The organism is Sporosarcina sp. ACRSM (assembly GCF_022346545.1).
Classification (GTDB): Bacteria; Bacillota; Bacilli; order Bacillales_A; family Planococcaceae; genus Sporosarcina.
In genome coordinates this window covers 75,712-91,769 of sequence record NZ_JAKRNU010000005.1, presented here as the reverse complement: position 1 = coordinate 91,769, position 16,058 = coordinate 75,712, and the positions used below count along the sequence as shown (strand labels likewise).

14 protein-coding genes are annotated in these 16,058 nt (G+C 43.6%); 13 read left to right on the top strand and 1 reads right to left on the bottom strand.

The window, feature by feature from the left end:
- The first annotated feature begins 4 nt into the window (after positions 1–4).
- Positions 5–1,765 carry a pyruvate kinase gene (gene pyk / locus MHZ95_RS09430; RefSeq protein WP_239390371.1) on the top strand — a complete coding sequence of 587 codons (1,761 nt, stop codon included), beginning with the start codon at positions 5–7 and terminating at the stop codon, positions 1,763–1,765.
- A gap of 69 nt (positions 1,766–1,834) precedes the next feature.
- Complete coding sequence (locus MHZ95_RS09425) at positions 1,835–2,218, top strand: FxsA family protein (protein WP_239390370.1); 384 nt, start codon at positions 1,835–1,837, stop codon at positions 2,216–2,218.
- Here MHZ95_RS09425 and MHZ95_RS09420 read toward each other — a convergent pair.
- Positions 2,205–3,182: an AI-2E family transporter gene (locus MHZ95_RS09420; RefSeq protein WP_239390369.1), complete on the bottom strand. Its 978-nt coding sequence runs from the start codon at positions 3,180–3,182 to the stop codon at positions 2,205–2,207. The genes MHZ95_RS09425 and MHZ95_RS09420 overlap by 14 nt on opposite strands.
- Before the next feature lie 188 nt (positions 3,183–3,370).
- On the opposite strand from MHZ95_RS09420, the gene citZ reads away from it, so the two are divergent.
- The 11 genes from citZ (at position 3,371) to coaE (ending at position 16,013) form a co-directional block, all read left to right on the top strand.
- Positions 3,371–4,486 (top strand): citrate synthase, encoded by a 1,116-nt coding sequence (gene citZ, locus MHZ95_RS09415; RefSeq protein ID WP_239390368.1) that lies wholly within the window; start codon positions 3,371–3,373, stop codon positions 4,484–4,486.
- 66 nt (positions 4,487–4,552) lie between these two features.
- A complete protein-coding gene (gene icd, locus MHZ95_RS09410) occupies positions 4,553–5,821 on the top strand; it encodes an NADP-dependent isocitrate dehydrogenase (RefSeq protein WP_239390367.1) in 1,269 nt (422 codons plus the stop codon).
- Between the two features lie 100 nt (positions 5,822–5,921).
- On the top strand, positions 5,922–6,860 hold the full coding sequence (gene mdh / locus MHZ95_RS09405) for a malate dehydrogenase (RefSeq protein ID WP_239390366.1): 939 nt from the start codon (positions 5,922–5,924) through the stop codon (positions 6,858–6,860).
- Positions 6,861–6,954: 94 nt separating this feature from the next.
- Entirely contained in the window at positions 6,955–7,431 is a 477-nt protein-coding gene (locus MHZ95_RS09400; protein WP_239390365.1) for a MaoC/PaaZ C-terminal domain-containing protein, read from the top strand.
- A gap of 83 nt (positions 7,432–7,514) precedes the next feature.
- On the top strand, positions 7,515–8,225 hold the full coding sequence (locus MHZ95_RS09395) for a response regulator transcription factor (RefSeq protein WP_370642984.1): 711 nt from the start codon (positions 7,515–7,517) through the stop codon (positions 8,223–8,225).
- Positions 8,225–9,640: a two-component system histidine kinase PnpS gene (gene pnpS, locus MHZ95_RS09390; RefSeq protein ID WP_239390579.1), complete on the top strand. Its 1,416-nt coding sequence runs from the start codon at positions 8,225–8,227 to the stop codon at positions 9,638–9,640. Before MHZ95_RS09395 ends, pnpS begins: the two co-directional genes overlap by 1 nt.
- A gap of 111 nt (positions 9,641–9,751) precedes the next feature.
- A complete protein-coding gene (hflK, locus tag MHZ95_RS09385) occupies positions 9,752–10,720 on the top strand; it encodes an FtsH protease activity modulator HflK (RefSeq protein ID WP_239390364.1) in 969 nt (322 codons plus the stop codon).
- Positions 10,720–11,730, top strand: a complete 1,011-nt coding sequence (gene hflC, locus MHZ95_RS09380) for a protease modulator HflC (RefSeq protein ID WP_239390363.1) — start codon at positions 10,720–10,722, stop codon at positions 11,728–11,730. Before hflK ends, hflC begins: the two co-directional genes overlap by 1 nt.
- A gap of 162 nt (positions 11,731–11,892) precedes the next feature.
- Entirely contained in the window at positions 11,893–14,517 is a 2,625-nt protein-coding gene (gene polA / locus MHZ95_RS09375; protein ID WP_239390362.1) for a DNA polymerase I, read from the top strand.
- Between the two features lie 12 nt (positions 14,518–14,529).
- On the top strand, positions 14,530–15,402 hold the full coding sequence (mutM, locus tag MHZ95_RS09370; protein ID WP_239390361.1) for a bifunctional DNA-formamidopyrimidine glycosylase/DNA-(apurinic or apyrimidinic site) lyase: 873 nt from the start codon (positions 14,530–14,532) through the stop codon (positions 15,400–15,402).
- 14 nt (positions 15,403–15,416) lie between these two features.
- On the top strand, positions 15,417–16,013 hold the full coding sequence (coaE, locus tag MHZ95_RS09365; protein WP_239390360.1) for a dephospho-CoA kinase: 597 nt from the start codon (positions 15,417–15,419) through the stop codon (positions 16,011–16,013).
- Positions 16,014–16,058 lie beyond the last annotated feature (45 nt).

The following is a 16,058-nucleotide window of genomic DNA, read 5'->3' as shown; positions in this document are numbered from 1 at the left end:
ATGAATGAGAAAAACAAAAATCGTTTGTACAATAGGCCCTGCAAGTGAGTCTCCAGAAGTTTTGGAAAAACTGATCGATGCTGGCATGAATGTTGCCCGGTTGAACTTCTCTCATGGCGACCATGACGAGCATAAAAAACGGATTGAGACAATCAGAAATGTGGCGGAAAAAAAGGGGAAAGTGGTCGGTATCCTGTTGGATACAAAAGGTCCTGAAATCCGTACACATTCGATGAAAGATGGACAAGTTGACCTAGTCGCGGGTCAATCTATTAAAATCTCCATGCAGGAAGTCCTCGGTGACAGCGACGTCTTTTCGGTTTCGTATGACAAGCTGATTGACGATGTTCATGCAGGCTCAGTTATATTGTTGGATGACGGTCTTATTCAATTGGAAGTAACGGATCTAGATAAAGAGAATGGGCTTATACATACCGTCGTCGTCAATTCTGGAACATTGAAAAATAAGAAAGGCGTAAATGTACCTGGCGTTTCTGTACAACTTCCAGGCATGACGGAAAAAGACGCATCTGATATTCTGTTCGGAATAGAACAGGGAGTCGATTTTATCGCCGCGTCATTTGTTAGACGACCGTCGGATGTGATGGAAATCCGAACGCTGTTAGAGAACAATAATGGCGCTCACCTCCAAATCATTCCAAAGATCGAAAATCAGGAAGGTGTCGATAATATCGACGAAATCTTGACGATTGCGGATGGATTGATGGTTGCAAGAGGGGATTTAGGCGTTGAAATTCCAGCTGAAGAAGTGCCGCTCGTCCAGAAAAAACTGATCGAAAAATGCAATCAGGCCGGGAAACCGGTTATTACAGCTACTCAAATGCTAGATTCGATGCAACGCAACCCGCGCCCGACACGTGCGGAAGCAAGTGACGTGGCGAATGCTATCTTGGATGGTTCGGATGCGATCATGCTTTCCGGTGAAACGGCGGCAGGTCTCTATCCAATTGAATCTGTTCAAACGATGGATCGAATTGCCAAGACAACTGAAGCGTCCATCGACTATCGTTCTGTCGTCTCCACACGCCGCCGTGAAAAGCATGGCAATATGACAGAAGCGATTGGACAAGCGGCTGCTTACACGGCTATCAATTTAAAGGTGAAGGCTGTGCTAGCGCCTACGGAAAGCGGTCATACAGCGAAAATGATTGCAAAATATCGTCCTGGTTGTCCGGTTATTGCGGTCACATCTTCCGACGCCTGTTCAAGAAAACTTTCGCTTGTTTGGGGCATCTATCCGATTGTCGGTAGAAAAGTGGCGTCCATCGATGAAATCTTGCAGGAATCTGTTGAAGAAAGTGTCAAACATCAATATGTCAGTCATGGAGATGTTGTCATTATTACAGCAGGTGTTCCGGTTGGCGAAGCAGGGACGACGAACTTGATGAAAATCCATGTGATCGGTGACTTATTGGCAAGAGGACAAGGTATTGGAAAATCAGTTGCATTTGGTCGTGCAGTTATAGCTAACAATGCAAAGGAAGCACTTTCTTATGATACGGAAGGGGCGATCCTCGTGACGACTGCATCGGACAAGGACATGATGCCAGCCATAGAAAAATGTGCAGGACTGATTACAGAAGAAGGCGGACTGACGAGCCATGGAGCCGTCGTTGGTCTAAGTCTCGGTATTCCGGTCATTGTCGGAGTTGAAAATGCGACAAAGAATATTCTTCATGGTAATGATATAACGATCGATGCTGAGTCTGGTGTTGTCTATAACGGTCATGCCAGCGTACTTTAATTGATTTAAATATTAAACAAGGCTGCTTCCGGCTAGATCGGAGCAGCCTTGTTTAGGAGGTTGTTACGTATGAAATGGCTTATCCTTGCGTTTATTGCAATCCCTACGACTGAGCTTGCGTTGCTGATCTATTCAGGAAAAGTGCTTGGTCTTTTTCCGACCATCGCTATTATTTTGCTCACTGGAGTAGGAGGCGCATATTTTGCCAAGAAACAAGGGATGAAAGTATGGAAAGAGTTTCAGTATCGACTGGCTGCGATGGAAACGCCCGGTAATGCACTCATCGACGGCGTATGCATTTTCTTTGGTGGAATCTTATTGCTGATGCCTGGCTTTTTGACAGATATTTGCGGATTGCTATTGCTCTTCAAAGGACCCAGAAATCTGATCCGCCCCTTCATCCACAGATGGATTTATAAAAAAATGAAAAATGGTCGAATTATGATGATGTGAACATCGAATGCCTTCTCACTTTTATTGCGGCAAACAGTAGAAATGGCGTCAGAAGGATACCGGGTATTCCGAACAGGTAGAACGAACATACCGTGATATAAAATGCATGTATCGGTTTCACTTGGAATGTGGAGGCCCACATATACGATTCCGCCATTTGCCGGGTTGTCATAGTGAAAAAATAAAGAAAAATCAATGAAATTCCGATGAGTTTGTTTCCGGTATAAAGGAAAAATGCAGACATTGGTAATAGAAAGATACCTATCCCGAGAAGCGGAAGACTGTCTGCCAGTGAGATAAGAAAAGCGGTGCCTATTGGTGACTCAAATCGCAGAAAGAAAAAACCGACTGTCAGAACTAAAAATGTTAGTAAAAACAATCTGAACTCCACAGATAAGAATGTGCCAATCAACATACTGCTCTTGGTAATCATATCCTTTGTGGATGTCCGGATCACCTTTGGAAAATAGATAAGAAACCAGAAACGGTTTTTACCCGATTCCCTTAATGCAAAGAAATAGGCGACAAGGAAGATGAATAAGCTAAACATTTGTTGAAAAAAAGCGCTGATTTTTGTGACCGTATATTCCAACAACGCATGTCCGTATTGAACGATATTATTTTCCAAAAAAGTAAAGGTTTTAGCGATGATATCAGTGTTTCCTGTAAAAGGAGAAATTTGTCGTTCAACGGCAGGAAGCGTATCGAGTAATCCGTGTAAAGCCATAAAAGTAAAAGCACCGACTAGTAAAAAGATCAGGCACATGACGATAAGTGTCGCAAGCGTCAGTGGCAATTTCACGATAGATCGGATCGCCTGTAAAATCGGAGCGGTGAAGTAGGCGACAATGACCGCAATAGCAACCGGGGGCACGAAAAATAAGACGGCCAATATTAAAATAGCAGGAAGCCATTTTATAATCAGTCGTTGCAAACCCTGATGTTTACTGTTGAAAACAGTCATTTTCCACCTCTTTTTTTATAGTACTGAAAACAAAAACAAGCGTTTCCATTCACAAAGGTGACAAAATTGCTTATAATACTATTTGTAAGCGTTTTTAGTTGTTTTGCTTTAGTATCATTATTAAAGAGTAGCTATTTTTTTCTTTCCAAAGAACAGAATAGCTACATTGAACAGAAGGAGCGATTTATATGACCACAACAAAAGGGTTGGAGGGAGTTGTAGCGACACAGTCCGCCATCAGTTCAATTATTGATGACACACTTACATACGTCGGCTATGACATTGACGATCTAGCAGAAAACGCGAGTTTTGAAGAAGTTATCTATCTTCTATGGCATCAACGCCTACCAAAAACGGCAGAGCTCAACGAATTGAAACAACAGCTTGCAAACAATATGTCTGTTCCTCAGGAAGTCCTGAACCATTTTACAACATACCCAATTGGGGAAGTTCACCCAATGGCTGCGCTTCGCACGGCTATTTCTCTACTCGGATTATACGATGACAAAGCGGAAGATATGTCCGATGAAGCAAATTACGCAAAAGCGATTAAACTACAAGCGCAAATCGCTACAATTGTTACTGCGTTTGCACGTATCCGTAAAGGGCTTGAGCCAATCGCTCCAAAATCGGACTATGGCTACGCTGAAAACTTCTTGTACATGTTATCTGGCAAAGAGCCGGAAGCGATTGCCATCGAAGCGTTCGATAAGGCGCTTGTCCTACACGCAGACCATGAGTTGAATGCTTCTACCTTTACAGCTCGTGTATGTGTGGCAACACTTTCCGATATGTACTCTGGCGTTACGGCTGCGATCGGCGCATTGAAAGGCCCATTGCATGGCGGTGCGAATGAGCAAGTTATGAAAATGCTAACAGAAATCGGATCAGAAGAAAATGTGGAAACGTATATTCGCGAAAAACTTGACAACAAAGAAAAAATCATGGGGTTCGGTCACCGCGTCTATCGCAAAGGCGATCCTCGTGCAAAACATCTGCGTGAAATGTCCAAAAAATTGACAGCACTTCGCGGAGAAGAGCAGTATTACAATATGTCTTTAAAAATTGAAGAAATCGTTACAGGCGAAAAGAATTTGCCGCCGAATGTTGATTTTTATTCGGCTTCCGTGTACCATTCACTTGGAATCGATCACGATTTATTCACACCAATTTTTGCAGTGTCCCGCGTATCCGGTTGGATTGCACATATCCTTGAACAATATGCAAACAACCGCTTAATTCGTCCGCGTGCGGATTATAATGGACCGGGCATGCAAAAGTACGTAGCAATCGGCGATCGATAAAAATAGAAATGGAGCGGCCTCAACAAGTGCCAGCCCTAGCATCTTGAAATTAGGAGGAAATGAATTATGACTAACGGTGGTAAAATTACAGTAACAAATGGTGTTTTGAATGTTCCTGATCACGCAACAATCCCTTTCATTATCGGAGATGGGACAGGTCCTGACATTTGGAACGCTGCATCGCGCGTACTTGAAGCGGCTGTTGAGAAAGCATACGCTGGACAGAAAAAACTTATTTGGAAAGAAGTCCTTGCGGGTGAGAAAGCATTCAATGAAACAGGCGAATGGCTTCCACAAGAAACGCTTGACGTGATTGAAGAATACCTAATCGCGATCAAAGGCCCTCTAACAACGCCAATCGGAGGCGGTTTCCGTTCATTGAACGTAGCGCTACGCCAAGAATTGGATCTCTATACTTGTCTTCGTCCGGTTCGTTATTTTGAAGGCGTACCTTCTCCTGTTAAACGTCCGGAAGACTGTGATATGGTTATTTTCCGTGAAAACACAGAAGATATTTACGCAGGTATCGAGTATCAAAAAGGTACTGACGAAGCGAAAAAACTAATTACTTTCCTACAAGATGAAATGGGCGTGGACAAGATTCGTTTCCCAGAAACTTCTGGTATCGGGATCAAACCAGTTTCAGAAGAAGGAACGAAACGTCTAGTACGCGGTGCACTTAACTACATCATCAAAGAAGGTCGTAAGTCATTAACACTTGTTCATAAAGGGAACATCATGAAGTTCACAGAAGGTTCATTTAAAAACTGGGGCTATGAAGTGGCAGAACAAGAATTCGGTGATAAAGTGTTCACTTGGAACCAATACGACGCGATCAAAGAAGCTGAAGGAACAGAAGCTGCAAACAAAGCACAAGCAGATGCTGAAGCAGCTGGCAAAATCATCGTAAAAGATGCGATTGCGGACATCTTCCTACAACAAATCTTGACACGTCCGAAAGAATTCGACGTTGTTGCAACGATGAACTTGAACGGAGACTATATTTCTGACGCACTTGCAGCACAAGTGGGCGGAATCGGTATCGCTCCTGGTGCGAACATCAACTATGATTCAGGTCATGCGATTTTTGAAGCAACACATGGTACAGCACCGAAATATGCGGGTCTTGATAAAGTGAACCCATCTTCAGTACTTCTTTCAGGCGTTCTAATGCTTGAACACCTTGGCTGGAACGAAGCTGCGAAAATGATCACTGCTTCAATCGAAAAAACGATTGCTTCAAAAGTGGTCACATATGACTTCGCTCGCTTGATGGATGGCGCTACTGAAGTGAAGACATCTGAATTTGCAGATGAACTGATTAAAAACCTATAATTCCAATAAGGGATTCTGAATATCTTGGATAAATAGTAAAAATGAGAACGGAGGGGGACCAGTCCCCCTCCGTACATTTGAAAAAAAGGAGAGTTTTCGCATGACAATGAAACGTAAAAAAGTGTCCGTCATCGGTTCCGGTTTCACAGGTGCAACAACTGCATTCCTTCTAGCACAAAAAGAACTTTGTGATGTAGTCCTTGTTGATATTCCGCAAATGGAAAACCCGACAAAAGGAAAAGCGTTAGATATGCTTGAAGCCGGACCTGTCCAAGGGTTCGATGCCAATATTATCGGTACTTCAGACTATGCAGAGACAAAAGACTCTGATATCGTCATCATTACGGCCGGTATTGCACGTAAACCGGGCATGAGCCGTGACGACCTTGTACAAACGAATCAAAAAGTCATGAAAGCTGTTACAAGTGAAATCGTAAAACATTCTCCAAATACGACCATCATCGTATTGACAAATCCAGTAGATGCTATGACATACACGGTATACAAAGAATCGGGATTGCCGAAAGAGCGTGTAATCGGTCAATCAGGCGTTTTGGATACAGCTCGTTTCCGTACATTTGTTGCGCAAGAATTGAACTTGTCCGTGAAAGACGTTACAGGTTTCGTTCTAGGCGGACATGGAGACGACATGGTTCCACTCGTACGCTATTCCTATGCCGGTGGAATTCCGTTGGAAAAGTTAATCTCACCTGAGAGACTTGAAGAAATTGTAGACCGCACACGTAAAGGTGGAGCGGAGATCGTGAACCTCCTTGGGAACGGTTCTGCTTATTATGCTCCAGCAGCATCTCTCGTAGAGATGGCTGAAGCCATTCTAAAAGATCAGAAGCGGGTTCTTCCTTCCATTGCTTACCTTGAAGGGGAATACGGCTTGGAAGGCATTTACCTTGGTGTCCCGACTGTTCTCGGAGCAGGTGGCATCGAGAAAGTGATTGAACTCGAATTGACAGAGGAAGAAAAAGCTGCCCTTGCAAAGTCGGCTAACTCTGTCAAAGCTGTTATGGAAGTTCTTGTCTAATCATATATGAATGAATCGGGTAGCGTTCGCTACTCGATTTTTTTTCGATTAATTGATAAACTTGAATTATCTTATATTCGAAGGGGGAAATAAGTTGATATTAGGGAAAAAAAGGCGCCTTGGAAGAAAAGTTGGAGATATTTCTGTCGGGGAAAAGTTGAAGCTGACAGAAAAAATTGAAGATAAAGACCTGTTATTATACCTTGGCTTGACAAATGATAGTAATCCGCTCTATATCCAACATGATTATGCTTTGCAAACAGCTTATGAAAAGCCGGTTGTACCCGTGATTATGCTTACAGGTATTATTACATCTGCCGTTTCAAAGTATTTACCAGGGCCAGGTTCGCATATTGTTGCTCAGCAACTTACATTCCCTAAAGCGGTTTATCATTATTCGACGATTGATTTTCTATTTGAAATCGTTCGTGTGGATCAAACGGAAAATAGTATTGATATTTCAGTTCTAGCGACGAACGAAGAAGAGGAAATTGTCATTACCGGCCAGGTGACCGTCATTCCTCCTAAGGTGAATGAATTGCTTACTTCACAAACGATGGAAAACTTTTAACTTGCTTTAGAATGAATATAAGTCCAGAGCAGCGGGGGCGTAATTACGTCAAGGTATTTTTGACTAGGGAGTGTTGACACGTGATGAATATGACAACTAAGAAAATATTGATTGTGGATGATGAACAGCCAATTCGTACATTGCTTGAATACAACTTGAAACAGGAACGGTATGAAACCATTTCTGCGGCGGATGGCGAAGAAGCTGTACATAAAACGGAATCAGAACAGCCAGACCTGATTCTGCTTGATCTGATGCTTCCTAAAATGGATGGAATTGACGTATGTAGAACGTTGAGACAACGTGGCATTGAAACACCAATCATCATGTTAACCGCAAAAGGGGACGAGTTGGATAAGGTACTCGGACTTGAGATTGGCGCGGATGACTATATGACGAAACCATTCAGTCCGAGGGAAGTGGTTGCCCGGGTTAAAGCGGTGTTAAGGCGGACCGGTGATCGAATTGATCGGGAAGAGGAAAATGGACTTTTGCAATCCGGACCATTGACCGTCCATCCGGAACAATATATTGCTTATTTAAACAAAGAGGAACTTGAGTTTACACCTAAAGAATTTGAACTGCTCGTGTATTTTATGCAAAATAAAAATCGTGTCCTTTCGCGGGATCAGTTGCTGAGCGCAGTTTGGAATTATGACTTTGCGGGCGATACGCGAATCGTGGATGTACACGTCAGTCATTTGCGTGAGAAAATTGAAGAGAATACAAAGAAACCTCTTTTTATCAAGACAGTGAGAGGAATCGGATATAAATTTGAGGAGCAGAAAATGTGATGAAAGGCCTCTATTTCCGTCTTGTCATTGCTTGTTCCGTGTTGGTTTCGGTTCTACTAACTGGTCTCGGTATTGTCCTTGGCCAGTTTTTTTCATTGTTTGCAGATACGGTTGATTTGGAAATTCAAAGAAAATACTGGATATTTCTTCTTGTGACGCTCATTATCGCTTTCTTCTTATCGATGATTGTGGCATCTAAAATGATGCAGCAATATGCACATCCAGTTGATAAAGTGACGAATATCGCCATGCAGATTGCAAAGGGCAATTATTTGGTAAGAGTACAAACGGAAAAGCATGAGTATGACACCGAATTAGCCACAGCGCTGAATAGGATTGCTAGCAATCTTCAAGAAATGTCAACGTTAAGAGTGATGGAAAAAGAGCGTTTGAAAACATTGGTTGAAAGTATGGGAAGCGGCTTATTGATGTTCGGTCGAGAAGGAACTGTCAATTTGGTAAACGGTGTTTTCGAGAAAACATTTGGCTATTCAAAGGAAGAACTAGACGGCAAAACATATAAATCGATTGGCTTGCCAACAAATATTGAAAATCTGATCGAGGATGTCTTCATGACGGAGCAGGTCATTGAAAAACAGGTTCGCATTGAAGTTGGCGGGCAACTTTCTTACATGGGTGTTTATGGTGCCCCGGTTATCGGCCACCATGGCAATTGGCTTGGAATCGTGGTTGTTATGCATGATATAACTGAGCTCGTCCGTCTTGAAGAAGTGCGCAAAGATTTTGTTGCCAATGTTTCACATGAATTGCGCACACCGGTAACGTCCATCAAAGGTTTTACCGAAACATTGCTGGATGGAGCGATGCATGAACCGGCTATTTTACAAGAGTTTCTTGTCATTATACAAAAAGAAAGTGATCGGCTCCATCTTCTCATTGCAGACTTATTGGAACTATCTGGAATCGAAAGGGAAGGGTTTTCCCTCGAGTTTGTTCGGGTCAATGTAAAAGAAACAATAGAAAATGCCTTAAAGATCGTCTCTGGCAAGTTGGAACATAAGAACATGGAGCTGATGGTGAATATTCCGGATTATCTGATCATCGAAGCGGATACGGATCGCCTCATCCAAGTGATGGTTAATCTTTTATCCAATGCGATCACTTATTCAAAAGAAGGGACAAAAGTGACAATCACGGCTAAGAAGACTGCTGAGCAGGCTGTGATTGAAGTGCAGGACCAAGGGATCGGCATCGAGCAAGCGGAATTGCCTCGGTTGTTCGAAAGGTTTTATCGGGTCGATCGTGCCAGAAGCCGCGATTCCGGAGGGACAGGTTTAGGATTAGCCATTGTGAAGCATTTGATTGAAGCACATGGGGGGACGGTCGAAGTGAAAAGTACCATCGGAGTTGGTACGACCTTTACCATCCGCCTTCCATTTTCACAGCAAACGTAAACGATCCAGCGCTTTGGATCGTTTTTCCTTTGGATTTTATTCATTGCTATGAAACTTTCATGAAATTCAACCGTATAATCAAGAAGATACATAAAGAGGAGGGGCTATTTTATGAGTACACGCCGAATTTCAGTACTGATCGGCATGATAATTGCCGGCTTGTTGCTAGTCGTCATCGCCTTGACGACGTGGTACACAGTCGATGAGTCCGAACAGGCTGTTGTCATTACATTTGGTACGGCAGATACGACAGTCACGGATTCAGGATTACATTTTAAATTACCATGGCCGATCCAGCATGTGGAGATACTTTCTAAAGAAACCTATAGTTTACAATTTGGCTACAAGCAGGATCCTGGGGGAGAATTGGTTTCATTCGATAAGGAAACAAAAATGATTACGGGAGATGAATATATTGTCCTCACGGATCTCGTTGTACAGTGGAAAATTACCGAACCACAAAAATATTTATTCAACGCCCGGGATCCACAAGAAATTCTGACAGATGCCACTTCTGCATCCATTCGCTCAGTCATTGGAAGTTCGAAAATTGATTCGGCCTTGACGGATGGAAAAGCGGAAATTGAAGCACAGACACGCGAATTGCTTGCATCACTCGTCGACAAATATGATATCGGGATTGCTATCCAAGGTGTGAAATTGCAAGATGTCGAATTGCCGAATGCTGAAGTGCGTGCAGCTTTCACTGCGGTAACAGACGCACGTGAAACGAAAGAAACCAAAACCAACGAAGCTGCGAAATATAAAAATCAGAAGATGAGCGAAGCGGAAGGGGAGCGTGACGCTATCAAATCTCGGGCAGCAGGGCAAAAAACAGCCCGGATCGAACAGGCGCGCGGAGATGTTGCTCTCTTTAACAACTTGCATGCTGAATACATGAAGAATAAAGAAATTACGCGACAACGACTGGTCATTGAAACGCTTGAGCAAGTATTGCCGAAAGCGAAAATCTATATTATGAACGATGACGGGGAAACCGTGAAGTACTTGCCATTGCAACAACTGGAAAACCAAACCCCTCCCCCTGCAGAAAATAGTAAAGAAGGAGGCGGGAACTAATGGCGAACGACAATAACCCATTCAAAAGTATGGAAGAGAAATTTATCGAAAAACAACGTGCGAAACAAAAAGGGAGTAAAGAACCGAAAACAGCCGGCACGCCTAATCGTCCGAAAAAACCGCTAGAGTTCAAAAAATATGCGAAACTGACCGTCATTTTAACAGCTATTTTTGCAATCGCCATCATCTTAATCGCAAACTTATTTATTGTTAAAGAAGACGAGTATCGGGTCGTCCGTCAATTTGGAGAGATTAAACGGATCGTCAAAGAGCCGGGCATCAATATGAAAATACCGTTCATCCAAAGCGTCACGACTTTGCCGAAAAATCAGATGACGTACAACGTTTCCGAAGAAGAGATCAATACAAAAGATAAGAAACGGATCATTATCGATAATTATGCGGTCTGGAAAATAACAGATCCCGCTAAAATGATCGCCAATGCCCGCAATATCGTAAACGCGGAAGCAAGAATGGAAGAGTTCATTTACTCGGTGGTCCGCACAGAACTCGGTCAGTTGGATTATGTAGATATCGTCAATGATGAAAATTCTTCCCGAGGCAGTTTAAATGATCGTGTAACAGAGCGAGTGAATGAATTTCTCACTGAAGGGAATTACGGCATCGAAGTGGTGGATGTCCGGATGAAACGCATCGACTTGCCGGAGGAAAATGAACAATCAATTTACACGCGAATGATTTCTGAACGCGAATCGACGGCACAAAAGTATTTATCCGAAGGGGATGCGGATAAGAAACGAATTGAAGCTGAAACCGACCGTGAAGTACAGGAAATGCTTGCACTTGCGAAAAAAGAAGCGGCTGTCATCCACGCTGAAGGGGAAGCTGAAGCCGCTAAAATTTATAACGATGCTTTCTCGAAAGATCCCCAGTTTTACAACTTATACCGCACACTGCAGTCTTATACGAAAACGATCGGGGATGACACGATGATCATTCTCCCTGCGGATTCGCCGTATGCGAAAGTGTTGACTGGTTATTTGGAATAACGAAAATGCCTGCATGACTAGCCTTCTGCTAGCCATGCAGGCATTTTCAATTATAGCCGCAGACGTGGTAAGATGAAGGAAGATGACGCCTTTGCTTTCAGGAAGCGGCATGAAAGTAAAGTCTCCGGTATAGTTGAAGAGACGAATAGGAGTGGACACTTCATGACAAAAAAGAAAATTGTATTGCTGGACGGAAACAGTTTGGCATATCGGGCCTTTTTCGCCTTGCCCTTATTGACGAATGACAGCGGCATCCATACGAACGCCGTTTACGGATTTACGATGATGCTGCAAAATATTTTAGCGGATGAAAAACCGACGCATATGCTCGTAGCTTGGGATGCGGGAAAAACTACCTTCAGGCACAAAACGTATGGAGAATACAAAGGGGGACGTCAAAAAACACCGCCTGAATTATCGGAGCAATTCCCTTATTTACGCAAGCTGCTCGAAGCATTTAATATCCCTCAGTATGAACTGGATCAGTACGAAGCGGACGATATTATCGGCACACTGAGTAAAACGGGTGATGCGGATGATTCCGAAGTGATCGTCATTTCGGGGGATAAAGATTTAACACAGCTGGCGAGTGATAAGACAACGGTGTATATCACCCGAAAAGGGATGACGGATATCGAGAAATATACACCCGATCATGTGAAGGAAAAATACGGTATCGAGCCACAACAAATTATTGATATGAAAGGCTTGATGGGCGATACATCCGATAATATACCGGGTGTGCCTGGTGTCGGGGAAAAGACTGCATTGAAGTTGTTGAAAGAGTATGGATCGGTTGAAAGCGTCTACCAGTCCATCGACAATATCACGGCAAAAAAATTGAAAGAGAATTTGACGAACAATGAAGAACAAGCCTATATGAGTAAAGCGCTTGCGACAATCGAAGTGAAGGCGCCCCTGACGATTTCAATCGATGATCTCTCCTATGCAGGGCCAGATATGGACAAGCTGACATCGATCTACCAAGAGTTGAAATTTAAAACTTTGCTTGAAAAAATCGCGCCTCAAGAAGTGGAGCAACCGCAAGAGGCGATTGATATCCAATTCCTCGTCGAAATAACGGAAGCGGATCTCACAGATGAGATGGCTATCCATATCGAGATGATCGAGGATAACTATTTGACCGCGGATATTTTGGGGATCAGCCTAGCGGATGAAAAACGTACATTGTTCGTTACGTTAGCAGTTGCTCAAGAATCGGCTATTTTCAAGGAATGGCTTGGGAATCCGGCCAACAAGAAATACACGTCCGATTCAAAAGCGGCAATCGCCTCCCTGGCAGAGCGGGGACTCATTGCAGAAGGCTTTGAGTTTGATCTTCTACTCGCTTCCTATATCGTCAACCCATCATCGACTTATCCGGATATTGCCTCCATTGCAAGGGACTTCGGAATGACAGAAGTGCAGTCCGATGAGAGTGTATACGGAAAAGGTGCAAAAAAATCAGTGCCGGATGAAGAGAAAATTGCCGAGCATGCCAGTCGGAAAGCGCGGGTGATTTGGGATCTGCGAGATGTTATTGAAACGAAACTAAAAGAGAATGATCTTTATGATCTCTATCACGAACTTGAACTGCCACTGGCAAAAATTTTGTGCCAAATGGAAGTCACAGGCGTTAAGACGGACTTGAAGACGTTGCAGGAAATCGGCTCCGATCTCTCCGCAAAGTTAACCGAACTCGAAGCGGCCATCTATGAAGCGGCAGGTGAAAAATTCAATATCAATTCGCCGAAACAGCTCGGCGTCATCCTGTTCGAAAAAATCGGTTTGACACCGATCAAAAAGACGAAAACGGGGTATTCGACGGCAGCCGATGTTCTTGAAAAACTGGAAAACGAACATGAAATCATCGGATTGATCTTAACTTATCGCCAACTCGGCAAGTTGAATTCGACTTATATCGAGGGATTGTCCAAAGAAATTCACGAGGATGGAAAAATCCATACACGTTTCCAACAAGCGCTGACAACGACCGGCCGTCTCAGTTCTATCAATCCGAATTTACAGAACATCCCTGTCAGGCTTGAGGAAGGTAGGAAAATCCGAGCTGCATTCGTCCCATCGGAACCTGGCTGGTACTTATTTGCAGCGGATTATTCCCAAATCGAGCTCCGTGTGCTAGCGCATATTTCGAAGGATGAAAAAATGATCGAGGCATTCCGGGCTGGCGCGGATATCCATACGAAGACGGCAATGGACGTGTTTGGTGTGGATCAAGACTCCGTTACATCGGATATGCGTCGGGCAGCAAAAGCGGTCAACTTCGGAATTGTCTACGGGATAAGTGATTATGGGCTCTCACAAAGTTTAGGTATTACACGTAAGGAAGCTGCGACGTTTATTGACTCTTATTTGAACAGCTTCCCGGGTGTGAAGGCGTATATGGAAGAAATTGTGGCTGATGCGAAGCTGAAAGGCTATGTCACGACATTGATGAACCGGAGACGGTATTTGCCCGATATTACAAGTTCGAACTTCAATTTGAGAGGATTCGCAGAACGGACAGCGATGAATACGCCGATTCAGGGAAGCGCTGCTGATATTATCAAAAAAGCGATGATTGACATGGCAAAAAGACTGGAAGATGAAGGCTTACAGACACGCATGCTCCTGCAAGTGCATGACGAGCTCATTTTTGAAGCGCCTGAAGATGAAATTGAAAAATTGAAACAAATCGTACCAGAAGTGATGGAATCCGCCATTGCATTGGATGTACCGCTGAAAGTGGATTGGGCATTCGGATTGTCCTGGTACGAAACGAAGTGAGGAAAGTAAAAGATGCCAGAATTACCGGAAGTTGAAGGGGTCGTCCGTGCACTTGCGCCGGTCGCGAAAGGTAGGACGATCCAGGAGGTGACCGTGTCCGATACGGTTATCCATTCAAAACAATTAGGAAAAGAAGCGATTATCAAAGGAATCACCACAGAGGATTTTAGGACAGAGATGGTGGGCATGACCATCATGGAAGTGACGCGCCGCAGCAAATATATTTACTTTCATTTACAAAAAGAAGGGAACGCTTGCCTCCTTGTCAGCCATCTTGGCATGACGGGTGCCTGGTTCAATGTGAACACGATCGATGACATACCGGAGTTGAAGTTCCGCAAGCATATTCATGTTCTATTCAAGATGGAAGATGGAGGTTTACTCGTCTATTCGGATATCCGTCGTTTCGGGGAAGTGAGACTGTTGGGTTGCGAGGCGGATCATCCGCCTCTATTGAAAATGGCACCAGAACCTTTTGAGGCGGATGCTTGCCGTCATTTCCTGGAGATGGCGGCGCTAGCGAAATATGCCCGGAAACCGATTAAAGAAGTGATCATGGATGGTCATGTCATTTCAGGTTGTGGCAATATTTATGCAACAGAAGCGCTTTTCAATATGAGCATCCATCCGGGAAGAACAGCGGGACAGATCAGCGAAAAAGGAAAAAAAGAATTGTTTCATGCTATTGTCGCTGTGTTACAAGAAAGTATTGATGCAGGCGGCAGTTCGATTTCCGATTATCGGAATATCAATGGAGAGGCCGGGACAATGCAGGAAAGACTTCGGATGTATGGACGGAAAGTGTGCGCTGTATGCGGAGCAACGACGGAAAGCATGAAAATTGCAGGCCGCACATCCGTCTATTGTCCAACTTGCCAAAAATGAGGGGAGGGAGAACGATGATTATCGGTTTAACTGGAAGTATTGCAAGTGGAAAAAGTACCGTATCTACGATGTTGAAGCGAAAAGGCTTTCCAATTGTGGATGCGGATGAAATCGCGAGACAGGTTGTTGAACCGGGAAGCCCAGTTCTTACAGAGATTAGCCAAGCGTTTGGACAAGAGGTGTTACAAGCTGACGGATCGTTGAATCGCGAAAAACTTGGCGAGCTGATTTTCAATGACAAAGAAAAGCGTCTGCAATTAAATGGAATCATCCACCCTGCCATACGTAAAGAAATGTTAAGGCAGAAAGAAGAATGGTTGGCGAGCGGTGCCAAGACGGTCATCATGGATATACCCCTTCTATTCGAAAGTAAGCTCCAGTCGCTTGTCGATAAAATCATTGTCGTATCTGTTACACCGGAAATACAAAAAGAAAGACTCATTGCGAGAAATGTGTTATCGGAAGAAGAAGCGGATGCCCGTATTCAATCACAGATGCCTGTGAAGGAGAAAGAAAAAGAGGCGGATGCCGTTTTATACAATAATCATACGGTTGAACAGACGGAAGAACAGCTAGAAAGACTTTTACTAGATTGGGAAATGAAGTCTTGACTTGTATTCTGAAAAGAAAGATATTATAAAAGTTTAGTTTTCACC

Bases quoted from the DNA above. Each gene is read 5' to 3' on its own strand.
- pyk (WP_239390371.1), top strand. From the start codon at position 5: ATGAGAAAAACAAAAATCGTTTGTACAATAGGCCCTGCAAGTGAGTCT.
- coaE (WP_239390360.1), top strand. From the start codon at position 15,417: ATGATTATCGGTTTAACTGGAAGTATTGCAAGTGGAAAAAGTACCGTA.
- hflC (WP_239390363.1), top strand. From the start codon at position 10,720: ATGGCGAACGACAATAACCCATTCAAAAGTATGGAAGAGAAATTTATC.
- MHZ95_RS09395 (WP_370642984.1), top strand. From the start codon at position 7,515: ATGAATATGACAACTAAGAAAATATTGATTGTGGATGATGAACAGCCA.
- MHZ95_RS09420 (WP_239390369.1), bottom strand. From the start codon at position 3,182: ATGACTGTTTTCAACAGTAAACATCAGGGTTTGCAACGACTGATTATA.
- hflK (WP_239390364.1), top strand. From the start codon at position 9,752: ATGAGTACACGCCGAATTTCAGTACTGATCGGCATGATAATTGCCGGC.
- polA (WP_239390362.1), top strand. From the start codon at position 11,893: ATGACAAAAAAGAAAATTGTATTGCTGGACGGAAACAGTTTGGCATAT.
- MHZ95_RS09425 (WP_239390370.1), top strand. From the start codon at position 1,835: ATGAAATGGCTTATCCTTGCGTTTATTGCAATCCCTACGACTGAGCTT.
- mdh (WP_239390366.1), top strand. From the start codon at position 5,922: ATGACAATGAAACGTAAAAAAGTGTCCGTCATCGGTTCCGGTTTCACA.
- icd (WP_239390367.1), top strand. From the start codon at position 4,553: ATGACTAACGGTGGTAAAATTACAGTAACAAATGGTGTTTTGAATGTT.
- citZ (WP_239390368.1), top strand. From the start codon at position 3,371: ATGACCACAACAAAAGGGTTGGAGGGAGTTGTAGCGACACAGTCCGCC.
- mutM (WP_239390361.1), top strand. From the start codon at position 14,530: ATGCCAGAATTACCGGAAGTTGAAGGGGTCGTCCGTGCACTTGCGCCG.
- pnpS (WP_239390579.1), top strand. From the start codon at position 8,225: ATGAAAGGCCTCTATTTCCGTCTTGTCATTGCTTGTTCCGTGTTGGTT.